The organism is Streptomyces sp. NPDC012835, assembly GCF_042900885.1.
Lineage (GTDB): Bacteria > Actinomycetota > Actinomycetes > Streptomycetales > Streptomycetaceae > Streptomyces.
The window spans coordinates 556,845-572,144 of record NZ_JBIBBW010000001.1; the positions used below are offsets into that span (position 1 = coordinate 556,845).

A 15,300-nucleotide genomic window follows, 5' to 3' on the forward strand; every position below is an offset into this window, starting at 1 on the left:
GCTCAGCGCGGGTCCGACGGGCGCTCAGCGCGTACGTGACGGACGCTCAGCGCTCGCGGAACGTGCCCGGGGTGAGCCCGGTCGTACGCCGGAACGCCGCCCCGAACGCGCTCGCCGACCGGTAGCCGACCTGTTCAGCGACGCTCTCCACGTCCCAGCCCCGGGTGAGCAGGCCGACGGCGTGCTGGGCGCGGACCGCCGCCACCCAGCGCGCGAAGCTCGTGCCCGTCTCGGTGTTGAACGCGCGGCTGATCGTGCGGGGGCTGACGCCGAGCACGGCGGCCCAGTCCGCGAGGGTGCGGGGGTCGCCCGGGTCCTCGCGCACCGCGTCGGCCACCGGGCGCAGCAGGGCGGAGGTGGGTACCTGCACGAGCAGTTCGCGCGGCGAGGGCGCGAGCACGTCGAGCACCAGGACCTCGGTGGCGGCCCGCGAGACGGCGGAGAGCCCGGGTTCGCCGAGCCGTTCCAGCAACAGCCGCAGCAGCGGGGTGATGTCGACGGCCACCGGTGTGTCGGAGATCGAGGACGTGGTGCGCGGACCGAAGAAACCCGCGCGGAACCAGGTACCGGCGAGCGCGGAAGCGGAGTGCGGTGTGCCGGCGGGCATCCACAGGCCCAGCGTCGGTGTGATCGTCCAGACCCGTGCGCCGACCACGGCGGTGGAGGCGCCGCGCTCGTTCCAGAGCAGCTCGTGGAACGGGTGGGAGTGCTCGCTCCACACGGTGTCGTGGGCGACCATCTCGTCGTAGCCCCGGATGACGAAGGTCGCGTCCACCGAACCGGGTGGCAGGTCGGGCAGTGTTCTGGTCTCCCTGGTCATCCTCGGGTCCCCCTGGTCATCCGGGGACCCCGCCCGCGCGTGGGATCCGGGTGCGGGAGAGGAGTGGCATGCCCTCACCCTAGAGGGGCCCGATCGTCCCCTTCCGCAGGGGGCGGGCCGCCCCTGCGGCGGAGCAAAGGCCGGTCCCGGCCCGTCAGCCCCGGCCCGCCTCGGTGCCGACCTCCTCGGCGAGTGCGCGGAACCGCAGCCCGGCCTGGCTCTCGTAACGGGGGTTCCAGGCGACGGCGAGACCGAGCCGGGGTTGCGGGACCTCGGTGATCAGATCGCGGAACTCCACGCCGTCGCGGCCCTTGCGGGCGGCGCTGGAAGGGACGAGGGCCACCCCCATCCCGCTGCCGACCAGGAAGAGGACCGTCTCCACCTGTACGGCCTCCTGGGTGACCCGGGGCACCACCCCGGCCTCCCGGAACAGCATCGTGGACAGGGCGTGCAGGCCGGGAATGGAGTGCTGGGTGTAGTCGATGAACGGCTCGTCCGCGAGGTCCCGGAGTGTGATCCGCTTCTGCCGTGCGAACCGGTGTTCCTTGGGCAGGGCGAGGACGAACCGGTCGGCCTCCACCGTCACGTACTGCAGGTCGCTGCGGCGGACGAGGGGCACACGGACGATGCAGACGTCCAGTGTGTGCCGTTCCAGGGAGTCGATGAGGACGGTGTTGGTGTCCTCCGTGAACTTCAGTGTGACGCCCGGGTAGGTCCGGCGGAAGGCCCGCAGGAGCAACGGCAGCAGCCGGTTCTTGGCGGAGCCGACGAAGCCGACGCGCAGGGTCCCGGTGGCACCCGCGGCGGTGGACTCGGCGACCCGTGCCAGCTCCGCCGCGTGGAAGACGGCGGCGCGGGCGTGCTCCAGGGCCGCCTCGCCGGCCGCGGTCAGCTCGACGCTGTGGGTGGACCGGACGAAGAGTCTGGCGCCGATCTCGTCCTCCAGCTTGCGGATGGAGACCGAGAGCGGGGGCTGCGTCATGTGCAAACGCTCCGCCGCCGTACGGAAGTTGAGGGTCTCGGCCACAGCCAGGAAGTGCTTCAGCTGCCGTAGCTCCATGGTGATACCTCACACGTATCAAGAGTTGGCGATCGCAGTGCGGGCATTGTATGACCAGGGCGGGGTCGGCATGGTGACTCGCACCACACACGCACTGACAGCACCCAGGGAGCCGCCCCATGTCAGCCGTGCTTTCCTCGCCTGTTCCGACAGGCTTCGAGCAGGCTTTCCGCCCGCGTTCGGTCGCCGTGATCGGCGCTTCGGACGACCCCGGCCGCATCTCCGGCCGGGCCCTGCACTACCTGCGCCGCGCCGGTTACCGGGGCCGTGTCCATCCCGTCAACCACAAGCGGACGACGGTGCAGGGTCTGCCGGCGTATCCGTCGCTGGACGCGGTGCCCGAGGTGCCGGACATGGCGCTGATCGCCCTCCCCTCGCGGCTCCTCAAGCAGGCGGTCGCCGACTGCGTGGCGAAGGGCGTGGGCGCCGCCGTCATCTACGCGGCCGGTTTCGCGGAGACGGGCGAGGAGGGCCAGGCACTCCAGGAGGAGCTGGCCGAGATGGCCCGGCAGGGGAACCTGCGGCTGTTCGGACCCAACTGCCTCGGTCTGCTGCACGCGGCCAGTGGCTTCGTCGGCACCTTCAGCAGCGCCTTCGACGAGGCGATTCCCACCGGTGGCAATGTCGCGGTGGTCAGCCAGAGCGGTGCCTACGGTGGCCATCTGGCCTACCTGTGCCGTCGCCGCAACATCGACATCGGCTACTGGGTGTCGACCGGCAACGAGGCCGGCACCGATGTCGCCGACTGCGTCCACTGGCTCGCACTCCAGGACGACGTGTCGGTGATCCTCGCCTACGCCGAGGGCGTACGGGACGCCGACCGGCTGCGTACCGCGCTGGCGGTGGCCCACGAGCGGCGCAAGCCGGTCGTCTTCATGAAGGTCGGGTCCTCCGACGCGGGGGCCGTGGCGGCGCGGTCCCACACCGCCTCGCTGGTGGGGAGCGACAGCGTCTACGACGCGTTCTTCCGGCAGTACGGTGTGCACCGCGCCCGCACCACCCAGGAGCAGGTCGACCTGGCGTACGCGTGCAGCAGGGGGGTGCTGCCGGCCGGACGCCGGCTGGGCGTCGTCACCGTCTCCGGCGGCTTCGGTGTGCAGTTGTGCGACGCCGCCGAGCGGTACGGGCTGGATGTCGCGGGGCTGCCCGAGGAGGCCCGGGCCCGGCTGCGCGAGATCAACCCGATGGGCAGCGACGACAACCCCTGTGACACCACGGCGGGCTGGCTCAACGACATGAGCCTGATCACCGACACCTACCGGGTGATGTACGCCCAGGGCGGCTACGACAGTGTGATCGGCTCGTTCACGATGCTGCCGGACTCGCCGACCTACGGCGAAGGCATCAAGGAGGCGATCCGCAAGGGCACTTCGGACTTCATGAACCGGCCGACCGTGCTGTGCATGGAGGCCCGCCCCGAGGTCGTGCGGTCCTACGAGGAGGCGGGCTTCCTCGTGTACGACGACTCCGAGCGGGCCGTCGCGGCCCTCGACGGGCTCGCCCGGCTGCGGGAGGGCTTCGAACGCCCGCTGCCCTCGTCGGCCGTCCCACCGGCCCTGCGCCGTGAGGTGCCGGCCGGGCCGCTCTCCGAGGCGGCCGCACAGCGGCTGCTGGCCTCGGCGGGCGTACCGTTCCCCGCCTCCCGGGTGGTGACATCGGCCGCGGAGGCGGCCGAGGCGGCGGCGGAGACCGGGTTCCCCGTCGTCATGAAGATCGTCTCGCCGGACATCCCGCACAAGACGGAGATCGGCGGTGTGCTGCTCGGTGTCGCGGACGCGCGGGCCGCCGCCGCCGGGTTCACCGCGCTGACCGGCCGCGCCGCCGCCGCGTGCCCCGGCGCGCGGGTGGAGGGGGTGCTGGTGGCGCGAACGGCGCCGCGCGGCGTGGAGGTGATCGTCGGCGCGCGCCGGGACCCGGTCTTCGGACCGGTCGTGCTGTTCGGCACCGGCGGGGTGCGGGCGGAGCTGTTCCGCGATGTGGCGACCCGGGTCGGCGCCGTCGACCGGGACGAGGCGCTGCGGATGATCGCCGAGACGCGCGGGCACGCCCTGCTGACCGGGTTCCGGGGCGCGCCGGAGGCGGATGTCGACGCCGTCGCCGACCTGCTGGTGACCCTCTCCGCGTTCGCGGTCGCCCACGCGGACCGGATCGAGGCCGTGGAGCTGAACCCGGTGGTCGTCCTGGAGGCCGGGCGGGGTGTGCTGGCGCTGGACGCCCTGGTGGTGGAGCGGGAGGCCGTGTCGTGACGGTGGATCCGTGGAGGCTGCTGCGGCGGGAGTTCGCGCCGGTACGGCAGCGGTACACCGCCCGGGACTGTGTCCTCTACGCGCTGAGCCTGGGGATCGGCGCCGATCCGCTCGACGCCCGGCAGCTGGCGTACGTACGGGAGGAGGAACCGCGCGCCTTCCCCACCATGGCGAACGTGCTCGGCTATCCGGGCTTCTGGGCGCGCGAGGAGGACACCGGCATCGACTGGCGGCGGCTGCTGCACGTCGAGCAGTCGATGATCCTGCACGCCCCGCTGCCGCCGGAGGGTGAGGTGGAGGGCCGCACCCGTGTCACCGGCGTCGTGGACAAGGGGGCGGACAAGGGCGCCCTGCTCTACCAGGAGCGGCGGATCGTGGAGGCGGGCAGCGGGCGGCTCCTGGCGGAGGTGGGCCAGGTCAGCCTGTTGCGCGGGGACGGCGGCTGCGGCAGCACGAGGGAAGCCGCCGCGCCGGCGCACCGGATGCCGGGGCGAGCGCCGGACGCCGTCCACGAGGCGCCCACCCTCCCCCAGGCGGCGCTGCTCTACCGGCTCAACGGCGACACCAACCCGGTGCACTCCGACCCCGCGACCGCACGGGCGGCGGGGTTCGACCGGCCCGTCCTGCACGGGCTGTGCACCTTCGGGGTGGCCGTGCACGCCCTGCTGACCGGTGCGCCGGGCCGGGAGGGCTCGGTGCACCGGCTGCGGGTCCGCTTCACCGCCCCCGTCTTCCCCGGGGAGACGCTGCGCACCGAGTCCTGGACCGACGGGAACGTCGTGTCCTTCCGCACCACCGCGGTCGAACGCGGCACGGTCGTCCTGGACGCCGGCCGCCTCGACCTGATCTGACCTGACACACAGGAGCCGCATCATGGATCTGGACATCGGCGGCAAGACCGCCATCATCACCGGCTCGGCGCGGGGACTGGGCGCGGCGACCGCCCACCGGCTGGCCCGGGAAGGCGCCCGGGTCGTCATCACCGACATCGACGGGGCGGGCGCGGAGGCGACCGCCGCGGAACTGACGGGACTGGGCCACCGGGCGATCGCGGTCCGTGCCGACATCACCTCGGGCACGGACGTGGCGGCCCTGGTCGCCACCGCCGTCGAGGAGTTCGGCGGGGTGCACGTACTCGTCAACAACGCGGGCTTCCCCCGCGACACCCTGCTGACGAAGATGACGGACGAGGACTGGGACTCGGTGATCGAGGTGATCCTCAAGGGGTCGTTCCTGGTCACCCGGGCCGTCATGCCGTATCTGATCGAGCAGTGCTGGGGACGGGTCGTCAACATCTCCTCGCGCAGCTATCTGGGCAACCCCGGCCAGGCCAACTACTCCAGCGCCAAGGCGGGCGTCCTCGGCTTCACACGCGCGCTCGCCGCTGAGCAGGGGCGGTACGGCATCACCGTCAACGCCGTCGCCCCGGGCTTCATGGAGACCGAGGCCGTCCGCGCGCTCGGGCACTACGACCGGATCCGGGACAAGGCGGTGGCCGCCCAGCCGCTGCGCCGCGCCGGACAGCCCTCGGACATCGCCGACGCGGTGGCGTTCCTCGCCTCGGAGCGCGCCTCCTTCATCACCGGCGAGACCCTGCACGTGACCGGCGGCCGGTTCGGCTGACCCCGCCGGGGAGCGAGGCGACCGCCGCGTACCGGCGCCCGCCTCCCCCGGCCGACGCACCGCATGACGCCGCTCCCCCTTCGCCCCGCGCACACCCCGGCCCCCGCCGCCCCGGCACCGCCGCGCCGCCCGCGCCGAGTTCCGGTTCCACGGGGTGCCGAAGAATCCCAGCCTGCCCGACGATGTCAATGGAGATGTCCCATGGCTGCTCCCCGGAAAGCCACCGCCTCGCCACCACGCCCGGCCGCCCCGGCGCCGTCCCCCGGCCGCAGCAGAGCGCGTTTCATGATCGTCGCGCTTCTGTTCGTGGTCTCCACGCTCAACAACGCCGACCGCGCGATCCTGTCCATCACGGGGACCGAGATCCAGGACCAGATCGGCATCAGCGACATCACGCTGGGCTATCTGTTCTCCGCGTTCTCCTGGGCCTACATGCTGGCCCAGCTGCCCGGCGGCTGGATCGTGGACAAGTGGGGCGCCCGCAGGGTGTACGCGGGCAGTGTCCTCGCGTGGTCGGTGGCGACCCTGCTCCAGGGGTTCGTCCCGCTGTTCGGCATCGCCTCGGCGATGATCGCGCTGTTCATCCTGCGGATCGCGGTCGGACTGGCGGAAGGACCGGCCTATCCGACCAACGGACGGGTCGTGGCGACCTGGTTCCCCGCGGCGGAACGCGGCACCGCCTCGGCGATCTTCAACTCCTCGCAGTACGCGGCGCCGGTGGTCTTCACCCCGTTCATGGCCTGGCTCACCCACGGTTGGGGCTGGCCGTCGGCCTACTTCGTCATGGGCGGCGTCGGGATCGCGCTCAGCGTCTGGTGGTGGGTGGCCTACCGCCAGCCTCGCGACCACCCGCGGGTCAACCGGGCCGAGCTGGACCACCTGGTCGAGGGCGGCGCGCTCGTCGACATCGAGGAAGCCGCGTCCGTCGGCACCGAGGCAGGGGTGGACACCTGGTCCGTCGTACGGCAGTTGCTCACCAGCCGGATGATGATCGGCCTCTACATGGGCCAGTTCTTCATCACCACGATCGTCTACTTCTTCCTGACGTGGTTCCCGATCTATCTGATCAAGGAACTGGGCATGCCCCTGCTGGAAGCCGGATTCACCGCGTCCATCCCCGCCCTCTTCGGCTTCGTCGGCGGCATCCTGGGCGGCCTGCTCTCGGACGCGCTGCTGCGGCGCGGCATGTCCGTGACCGCGGCCCGCAAGATCCCCATCGTCGCCGGTCTGTCCCTGTCCACCTGCATCATCGCCTGCGCCTGGACCTCGACACAGACGGTGGTCATCGTGCTGATGGCGATGGCGTTCTTCGGGAAGGGGCTCGGCAGTCTCGGCTGGACCGTCGTCTCGGACACCTCCCCGAAGGAGGCCGCCGGTCTGTCCGGCGGGCTGTTCAACACCTTCGCCAATCTGGCCGGCATCACCACCCCGATCGTCATCGGATACGTCGTCGACATCACGGGTTCCTTCGACGGCGCGCTGATCTTCGTCGGCGCGTCCGGGCTGGCCGCGGTGCTCTCCTTCGTCCTGGTCGTCGGCCGTATCGAACGCATCCATCTCAAGGAGGTCACCCCGTGACACCACCGGACCCCTACGACGCCTGGAAGGGGCGGTACGAGGAGGCCGAGGACACGCTCGGCGCGGACACGGTCGGGGCGCTGGCCGCCACCCTGGACCGCGCACCGGCCGCTACGGGCGTCGCGCCGCTCCTCGCGCACTGGCTCTGCTTCCGGCCCCGTGCCCCGCAGAGCGAACTGGGCCCCGACGGACACCCCCGGCGCGGCGGCTTCCTGCCGCCGGTGCCGCTGCCGCGCCGGATGTGGGCCGGCGGCGCGCTCACCTTCTCGCGGCCGCTGCGCACCGGCGAACCGGTACGCCGCAGGTCGGTCGTCGCCGACGTACGGGAGCGCGAGGGACGCGGCGGCCCGTTGGTCTTCGTCGCCGTCGACCACGAGCTGCGGCAGGGCGGCGCCCTTGTCCTCACCGAGCGGCAGGACCTCGTCTACCGTGCCGCCGAAGGTGCCGCCCCGCCGTCCGGGGCCGCCTCCGGCACTCCACGGGAGCGGCCACCGGAGGAGACGCCCGCGCCCGGAACATGGCGGCGCTCCCTCGTACCGGACCCGGTGCTGCTGTTCCGCTACTCCGCGCTGACGTTCAACGGACATCGCATCCATTACGACCGCGCCTACGCGCAGCGGGAGGAGGGCTATCCCGGACTCGTCGTCCAGGGGCCGCTCACGGCGACGCTGCTGCTCGACCTCTATGCCCGGCAGCGGCCCGGCGCCCACGTCACCGGCTTCCGCTTCCGGGGGCTGCGGCCGGCCTTCGACGGACGGGAACTCACCTTGCACGCCACACCGACCGCTGCGGGCGCGAGCCTGCACGCCGCCGACGACCGGGGGCTGACCGTGATGAGCGCGGAGGTGGACGCCGTATGACCGGCACGTCCACCGGCTCGCCCCGGTCGCTGCTGTTCGTCCCCGCCGGGAACGAGCGCCTGCTGGCCAAGGCCCACCTCCGGGGCGCGGACGGACTGGTCCTCGATCTGGAGGACGCCGTCCCGGAATCCGGGAAGGAGGCGGCTCGCCGCGCCCTGCCCGGTCACCTCGACCGGCTGGCCGGGCAGGGCCAGTACCTGGTGGTACGGAGCGGCGCGGCGCGCGCGGAGTGGGAGCGGGATCTGCGGGCCGCGCTCCGTCCCGGCCTGCGGGCGGTCATGCTGCCCAAGGCCGAACACCCTGACCAACTCGCCCGGATGGCCGCGTTCCTCGACGCGGCGGAGCGGGAACGCGGGCTGGCCGAGGGGTCGGTGGGGCTGATCGCGCTGATCGAGTCACCGGCCGCGCTGTTCGCGCTGACGGCCCTGGCGACCGCGCCCCGGGTGCGCGCGCTGGCGCTCGGCAGCGAGGACTTCTCGCTGGCGCTGGGCGTCGCGCCCACGCCCTCGGTGCTGACCGAGCCGTGCCGCTGGATCGCGCTCGCGGCCTCGGCCGCCGGGATCGCCTCGTACGCGCTGCCGCTGTCGCTGGCCTCGCTGGACGGACCCGACGCACTGGCGGACGCCGCGCGGCAGGCCCGGGAGCTGGGGGTCACCGGAGCGCTCTGCGTCCATCCGGGGCAGGTCGCCGCCGTCAACACGGCCTGGGCCCCGGACGCATCCCAGCTCGCCTGGGCCCGTGCGGTGACCTCGGCCTGGGACGCCGCGGGCTCCGGCGGGTCAGCGCCCGGCGTCATCCGGGTCGCCGGACAGATGGTCGACGCGCCCGTACTGCGCCGCGCACGCGGCCTTCTCGCCGCGGCACGGGCCGCGGAGCACCCGACGGACACCGAACCCGGAGGGGCCGGATGAGCAGCGCACACGTCCGGCTGACGATCACGGACGGGGTGGCGGTCGTCGTCTTCGACAACCCGCCCCTGCACGTGTGGAACGCCGCGATGACACGCGGCCTGACCGAGGCGCTGGACACCGTGGAGGACGACGTGTCCGTCGGCGTCGTGATCCTGACCGGCGCCGGGGACCGGGCGTTCTGCGCGGGGTCCGACATCGCCGAGTTCGCCCCGATGCGGGCACCGGGCGAGGCGGTGGCGAGGAAACTCCGCCCGCAGCACGAGCTGTTCGCCCGGCTGGCGGCCTTCCCCCGGCCGGTGATCGCCGCGCTGAACGGGCACACGCTCGGCGGCGGACTGGAGATCGCCGTCTGCTGCGACCTGATCGTCGCCGAGGAGCAGATCAGCATCGGTTCACCGGAGATCAGGCTCGGGGTCTTCCCCAGCAGTGGGGGCACGTTCCGGGTCGCCCGCCGTATCGGGGCCGGGCGCGCCAAGGAGATGCAGCTGCTGGGCGAGCCGGTCGACGCGGCGACCGCGCTGGCGTGGGGCCTGGTCAACCGGGTGGCGCCGCGCGGCGGGGCGGTCGCTGTCGCGCGGGAGCTGGCGGATGTCCTGCTGCGGCGCCCGCCCCGCTCGCTGGCGCTGTGCAAATCGGTGATCGACGCGGCACACGACCTCACCGAGGAAGAACTGATCGAACGTTCGCTGGCCGCCAGCGACGAGGCGTTCACCTCCGCCGAGAGCGCGGAGGGGGTACGGGCGTTCCTCGCCAAGCGCGCCCCCGACTTCCGCCCGGCTCCCGTCCGTTCCGTCGAGAAGGAGACCCACGCATGACCCGCGCGGCCATCGTCGCCCCTGTCCGTACCCCCATCGGCGCCTTCGGCGGCAGCCTGCGGCAGGTGCCCGTGGAGAAGCTGGGCGCCACCGTCGCGAAGGCGGCCGTCGAGCGGGCCGGTCTCGATCCGGCCCTGATCGAGGACGTGGTCTTCGCGCAGTCCTACGCCAGCAGCGAGACGCCGTGCGTCGGCCGCTGGATCGCGTTGGAGGCCGGATTCCCCGTCGAGGTCGCCGGGATGCAGCTGGACCGGCGCTGCGGCGGCGGGCTCCAGGCCGTCGCCACGGCGGCCATGATGGTGCAGTCCGGGGCGGCCGAGGTCGTCATGGCGGGCGGCGTCGAGAGCATGAGCAATGTCGAGTACTACACGACCGACATGCGCTGGGGCGGGCGCTTCGGCTCCACGGTCTTCCACGACCGGCTCGACCGGGGCCGTGAACGGGCCCAGCCCGTGGAGCGGTTCGGGGAGATCTCCGGGATGATCGAGACCGCCGAGAACCTCGCCCGCGACTACGGGATCACCCGTGCGGAGGCCGACGCCTATGCCGTCCGCAGTCAGCGCAGGGCGGCGGCGGCCTGGGAATCCGGCGCCTTCACCGCCGAGGTCGTCCCCGTGACGGTGCCGCGGCGCAAGGGAGAGCCCCTGGTCCTCGACCGCGACGAGGGCATGCGTCCGGACACCTCGCCGGAGAAGCTGGCGGCGCTGCGTTCGGTGGAGCCCGGCGGGACGGTCACCGCCGGCAACGCCTGCCGGCAGAACGACGCCGCGGCGGCCTGCCTGGTCGTCGCCGAGGACCGGTTGGAGGCGCTGGGGCTGACCCCGATCGCCTATCTCAAGGGCTGGGCGGCGGCCGGCTGCGAGCCGTCCCGTATGGGTATCGGTCCCGTCCCCGCCACCGCCCGGCTGCTGAAGCGGCTCGGCCTGACCCTGGCGGACATGGACCTGATCGAGGTGAACGAGGCGTTCGCCTGCCAGGTGCTGGCGGTGCTGAAGGAGTGGGGCATCGACGACGCGGAACGGGTCAATGTCAACGGGTCCGGTATCTCGCTGGGGCACCCCGTGGGCGCGACCGGCGTGCGCGTCATGACCACGCTGCTGCACGAACTGGAGCGGCGCGAAGCCCGGTTCGGTCTGGAGACCATGTGTGTCGGAGGAGGTCAGGGCATTGCAGCCGTCTTCGAACGCCCCTGAGGAGCGACGCGGTCCGCTGGCGGGGCTGCGGGTCGTGGAGGTCTCGGCCTTCGTCGCGGCTCCGCTCGCGTCCATGACACTGGCCCAGCTGGGCGCCGAGGTGATCCGTATCGACCCCGTCGGCGGAAACGTCGACTACCACCGCTGGCCCGAGACCGGCGACGGTACGAGCCTCTACTGGACCGGTCTCAACAAGGGGAAACGGTCGGTCACCCTGCCGTTGGACACCCCCGAGGGGCAGCGGGCCGCGGCCGACATCATCTGCGCGGACGGCCCGGGCGCGGGCATTCTCGTCACCAATCTGCCGGCGCGCGGCTGGCTCGACTTCGGGCAGCTGTCGGCGCGGCGGCCGGACCTGATCATGATGCGCCTGCTCGGTGACCACGACGGCTCCCCGGCGGTCGACTACTCCGTCAACTGCGCCAGCGGCTTCCCGCACGCCACCGGCGACGGCCCCGCGCCCGTCAACCACGTCCTGCCGGCCTGGGACATCGCCGCCGGGCTGTACCTGACGGTCGGTCTGCTGGCCGCCGAGCGGCGCCGGCGGCAGACGGGGCAGGGCCAGGAGGTCACGCTGGCCCTCTCCGACGTCATGCTCGCCACCGTCGGGAATCTCGGCTACCTCGCGGACGTGCAGATCAACGGCGCCTCGCGGGAGCCGATCGGCAACAGCCTCTACGGAGCCTTCGGGCGCGATTTCGCCACCGCGGACGGCCGACGGGTGATGGTCGTGGCCCTCACCACCCGGCAGTTCCGGTCCCTGGGCCGGGCCACGGGCCTCACCGAGAAGCTGGAGATGACCGGCCCGCTGATGGACGTGGACCTGGCCACGGAGGGCGGCCGGTACACCGCCCGGCACGCCATCGCCGCCGTACTCGAACCCTGGTTCGCGTCGCGGACCCTGGCCGAGCTGCGCTCCGCGCTCCAGGGCACGGGGGTGTTGTGGGGGCCGTATCAGACGTTTCGGCAACTGGTCGAGGAGGACCCCCGGTGTTCCACGCGGAACCCGCTCTTCTCCTGGATAGAGCAGCCGGGTGTCGGGAAGCTGCTCGCGCCGGGGTCACCGCTGGTGTTCTCCGCCGACCCGGCGCCCGCGGCGGCGCCGGCGCCCCGGCTCGGGGCGGACACCGACGCGGTCCACGCGGAGGGAGGGAGCCCGAGGAGCCGAGGGGGCGAACGGAGCTGACGGGCGGGCGGGGGCCCGCCGGGGCGATGCCGGTGTCGGTGTCGGGCGGGCCGCCGGGCCGGGGCCTCGCCGCCTCGGTCCTGGACGGCCCGGCTCCGCGCGTCCCGGTCCGTGGGGCCGCCCCGCTATCCGGGCAGCGGGCGGTCCTGGACGACGTTCTTCATCACCAGGGTCGAGGTGGGCGGATCGCCCACACGGTCCGGGCCGTGTGCACATCGAGCTCCCCCCGGCGTCCCGAAGTCACCGAGCAGCACGGCTGCTTCCACGCCGGCGCCACCAGCGCCGTCGCGGACAGCGCCGGGGGCTACGCGGCCCTCGCCCTGTTCTCCGAGAACATCGAGGCGCTCGCCGTCGATACAGGATCAGCCGCCTCGCGCGCGGCCCCCGCGCCGCCACCGGCCCCGTAACCGCACACGCCCGCTACCCGCACCCGATACGAGTGGTGGGGCGGCCTCCCACGGCGAGGATGCCCCGCTTCGGCCCGCCGGCGGACCATGATCCGGACAAGCACACGTGCCGGGACCGCGAGGCCCCGCCGATCCGACTCGATCCGAACGGACCACACACCGCATGCGCTTGTCACCGCTCCGAGCGGCAACCGCCCTGCTGCTCGCTCTTCCGCTCCTCGGCGTCCCCGCCGCGCACGCGGGCACCGCGCCCGCGCCGGTCCCCGTGGGGCTCTCCTCCCACGCCGTGCCCGGGGAGTACATCGTCACGCTCAAACCCGGCCGCGCGGCCGACGAGGTCCTGCGGACGCTGCGCGTCACCCCCCGGTTCACCTACGCCGACGCGCTGAACGGATTCGCCGCGCGCCTCGGCCCGGCGTCGCTGCGCGCGGTGCGCGACGCGCCCGCCGTGGCCGCCGTCGAGGAGAACTCCCGCCTCACCGTCCACGACTCGCCCGGCCCGGCCGACCGGGCCCCGACCGACGTCTGGGGCCTGGACCGTATCGACCAGCGCGCGCTGCCGCTCGACCACACCTTCACGACGCGCGGCCACGGGGACGGCGCGACCGCGTACATCGTCGACACCGGCATCGACTACAGCCACCCGGAGTTCGGCGGCCGGGCCGTCCCCGGCTTCGACGCCGTCGACGGCGACGGGAACGCTCTCGACTGCAATGGTCACGGCACGCACGTCGCCGGCACCGTCGCCGGCAGGACCTACGGGGTCGCCCCGCAGGCGCGTCTCGTCTCCGTCCGGGTGGTGGACTGCACGGGCAACGGCGACAAGGCCCAGTACATCGCCGGTCTCGACTGGGTCGCCCACCACGCCGAGGGCCCCGCGGTCGTCAACGCCTCCGTCGGCGAGGAGAAATCCACCGCCATCGACGACGCGACCACCGCGCTGTCCGAGCGGGGCATCCTGCCCGTGGTCTCCGCTGGCAACGACGCCACGGACGCCTGCACCGCCTCGCCCGCCTCCGCCGCCGGCGCCCTGGCCGTGGCCGCCTCCGACCGTGAGGACAGAGCGGCGAGCTTCTCCAACTGGGGCCGCTGCGTCGCCCTGTTCGCCCCCGGTAAGGCCATCACCTCGGCCTGGCTCCAAGGCGGCAGCCGGGTCCTCAGCGGCACCTCCATGGCCGCACCGCACGCCACCGGAGTGGCCGCCCTGTATCTGGCCGAACACCCTGCCGCGAGCGCCGAGGCGGTACGGGGCTTCCTCACCGGCCGGGCCACCAGGAACGTCCTGACCGACGTCCACCCGGGCACCCCCGACCGGCTGTTGTTCACCGCCGGCCTGTAGGCAGATGCCTCGTCCGCGCCGCCGACCGTGCCAGGGCCCGCCACCGCGTCCGCGCCGCCCGGAGCGCCTCAGCGGTCGTCGGCCGCTTCGACACGGCGGCCGGTGCGGCCGGCTTCGGACGGGCGGGCGAAGGCGTGGGCCACTCGACGCAGCCAGTCGGCCTCGTCGGCCAGCGTGCGCGGCGCGTGCGGCGCCGGGTGCGCGGCCTCGGGGGCCGGGGCGCCGGGCCGGCGGCCGAGCCGGCGGTTCTCCAGGGCGGCGGCGATGGCGTCGGCTTCGAGGGCCGCCTCACGGCGGGCGTCGGCGGCGTCCGGGCGGCGGGCCGAGGACGTGATCCACTCGGCCGTCTCCGGCTCCGCGTACGGACGCAGCGCCAGGTACGCGTCACGGATCTCGACCACGCGGCGGTACAGCTCGAAGGTGGCCCGCCACGGAAGACCGCCGCGCCGCCGGGCAGGGGGGCCGTCGAGCGCGATGCCGGGGAGCTCGGCGTACAGGGCCGCCCAGAGCGGTTCCAGGGCGTGGAAGGTGCGCCGCGCCCGGAACCAGCGGGCCGGGGCGGCGAGGACGCCGGGCCAGAACGTCGCGGACGCGCCGCCCACCCCGAGCAGCGCCACCGGGACGCCCAGCAGCGTGGACATCAGGTCCTCGCCCAGGCCCACCCGTCCGATCCGGAGGACTTCGAGGGCGTCCGCCAGCGCCCACGAGGTCCACAGCACGCCCGCGCAGCAGGCGAGCGTCATCAGGCGCAGGCCGGTTCTGATCGGACCGGGGACGGCGCGGCGGGCGTGCCGGGCGAGGACCCGGATCAGCGGGACGACGCACAGGCAGCCGTACGCCGCGAAGAGCGCGCCGTACAGCGCGAACGCCCAGGAGCGTCCGGGGCGTACCAGGACGGAGTCCTCGGTGACGGTCACGTGCGAGGCCGCGTACAGGAGGGCGGACGCCAGCTGCACGACGAGCCCCGTGCCCAGACGGCGGGCCCGCGCGGCACGGTCCGCGGGCGGCCGGTCCAGCATCGCCGCCATGAGGGCGACGCAGGTCAGCGCGGCCAGTTTCAGCCCGTGGGTGAGGACGACGAGGAGTGCGGCCAGGCTGGGCGCGGGCCGGGTGTTCGGCGCGTTCAGCAGCAGCGAGAAGCCGAGGCAGAGGGCGAAGACCCACATGCAGCGCTGGATGCCGCCGGTCCTGGCCACGGTGATCCGGAAGACGGCGAAGCAGAGAAAGATGAATCCCGCGGCCTGGACGGCGATGTCGATCAC

Annotated in this window: 14 protein-coding genes; 11 read left to right on the forward strand and 3 right to left on the reverse strand. The window is 73.4% G+C overall.

Annotated elements, in window-relative coordinates:
• Positions 1-46: 46 nt before the first annotated feature.
• Together ACFY6S_RS02275 and ACFY6S_RS02280 are read right to left on the reverse strand one after the other, a co-directional pair.
• Positions 47-820 (reverse strand): helix-turn-helix domain-containing protein, encoded by a 774-nt coding sequence (locus ACFY6S_RS02275; protein WP_388829604.1) that lies wholly within the window; start codon positions 818-820, stop codon positions 47-49.
• Positions 821-974: 154 nt separating this feature from the next.
• A complete protein-coding gene (locus tag ACFY6S_RS02280; protein ID WP_388829607.1) occupies positions 975-1,880 on the reverse strand; it encodes a LysR family transcriptional regulator in 906 nt (301 codons plus the stop codon).
• A gap of 119 nt (positions 1,881-1,999) precedes the next feature.
• Between ACFY6S_RS02280 and ACFY6S_RS02285 the strand changes: the two genes are divergently transcribed.
• From ACFY6S_RS02285 to ACFY6S_RS02335, 11 genes are all read left to right on the forward strand, one after another.
• Positions 2,000-4,126, forward strand: coding sequence for an acetate--CoA ligase family protein (locus ACFY6S_RS02285; RefSeq protein WP_388829610.1), 2,127 nt, complete (start codon positions 2,000-2,002; stop codon positions 4,124-4,126).
• Positions 4,123-4,977: a MaoC/PaaZ C-terminal domain-containing protein gene (locus ACFY6S_RS02290; RefSeq protein ID WP_388829613.1), complete on the forward strand. Its 855-nt coding sequence runs from the start codon at positions 4,123-4,125 to the stop codon at positions 4,975-4,977. Before ACFY6S_RS02285 ends, ACFY6S_RS02290 begins: the two co-directional genes overlap by 4 nt.
• A 22-nt stretch (positions 4,978-4,999) precedes the next feature.
• The gene (fabG, locus tag ACFY6S_RS02295; RefSeq protein WP_388829616.1) at positions 5,000-5,749 is read left to right on the forward strand and encodes a 3-oxoacyl-ACP reductase FabG; all 750 of its coding nucleotides are present in this window, start codon (positions 5,000-5,002) and stop codon (positions 5,747-5,749) included.
• 285 nt (positions 5,750-6,034) lie between these two features.
• A complete protein-coding gene (locus ACFY6S_RS02300; protein ID WP_388829619.1) occupies positions 6,035-7,327 on the forward strand; it encodes an MFS transporter in 1,293 nt (430 codons plus the stop codon).
• Positions 7,324-8,187, forward strand: a complete 864-nt coding sequence (locus ACFY6S_RS02305; protein WP_388829623.1) for a MaoC family dehydratase N-terminal domain-containing protein — start codon at positions 7,324-7,326, stop codon at positions 8,185-8,187. The genes ACFY6S_RS02300 and ACFY6S_RS02305 overlap by 4 nt, the downstream gene beginning before the upstream one ends.
• The gene (locus ACFY6S_RS02310; RefSeq protein ID WP_388829626.1) at positions 8,184-9,098 is read left to right on the forward strand and encodes an HpcH/HpaI aldolase/citrate lyase family protein; all 915 of its coding nucleotides are present in this window, start codon (positions 8,184-8,186) and stop codon (positions 9,096-9,098) included. The genes ACFY6S_RS02305 and ACFY6S_RS02310 overlap by 4 nt, the downstream gene beginning before the upstream one ends.
• Positions 9,095-9,913 (forward strand): enoyl-CoA hydratase/isomerase family protein, encoded by an 819-nt coding sequence (locus tag ACFY6S_RS02315; protein ID WP_388829629.1) that lies wholly within the window; start codon positions 9,095-9,097, stop codon positions 9,911-9,913. The genes ACFY6S_RS02310 and ACFY6S_RS02315 overlap by 4 nt, the downstream gene beginning before the upstream one ends.
• Complete coding sequence (locus tag ACFY6S_RS02320; protein WP_388829632.1) at positions 9,910-11,106, forward strand: acetyl-CoA C-acetyltransferase; 1,197 nt, start codon at positions 9,910-9,912, stop codon at positions 11,104-11,106. The genes ACFY6S_RS02315 and ACFY6S_RS02320 overlap by 4 nt, the downstream gene beginning before the upstream one ends.
• Positions 11,081-12,292, forward strand: a complete 1,212-nt coding sequence (locus ACFY6S_RS02325; protein ID WP_388829635.1) for a CoA transferase — start codon at positions 11,081-11,083, stop codon at positions 12,290-12,292. The genes ACFY6S_RS02320 and ACFY6S_RS02325 overlap by 26 nt, the downstream gene beginning before the upstream one ends.
• Positions 12,293-12,498: 206 nt before the next feature.
• Positions 12,499-12,699 carry a hypothetical protein gene (locus ACFY6S_RS02330; protein ID WP_388829638.1) on the forward strand — a complete coding sequence of 67 codons (201 nt, stop codon included), beginning with the start codon at positions 12,499-12,501 and terminating at the stop codon, positions 12,697-12,699.
• A gap of 163 nt (positions 12,700-12,862) precedes the next feature.
• Entirely contained in the window at positions 12,863-14,038 is a 1,176-nt protein-coding gene (locus tag ACFY6S_RS02335) for a S8 family serine peptidase (RefSeq protein ID WP_388829641.1), read from the forward strand.
• Between the two features lie 68 nt (positions 14,039-14,106).
• On the opposite strand, the gene ACFY6S_RS02340 is transcribed toward ACFY6S_RS02335, so the two are convergent.
• Positions 14,107-15,300: an MAB_1171c family putative transporter gene (locus tag ACFY6S_RS02340; RefSeq protein WP_388829644.1), complete on the reverse strand. Its 1,194-nt coding sequence runs from the start codon at positions 15,298-15,300 to the stop codon at positions 14,107-14,109.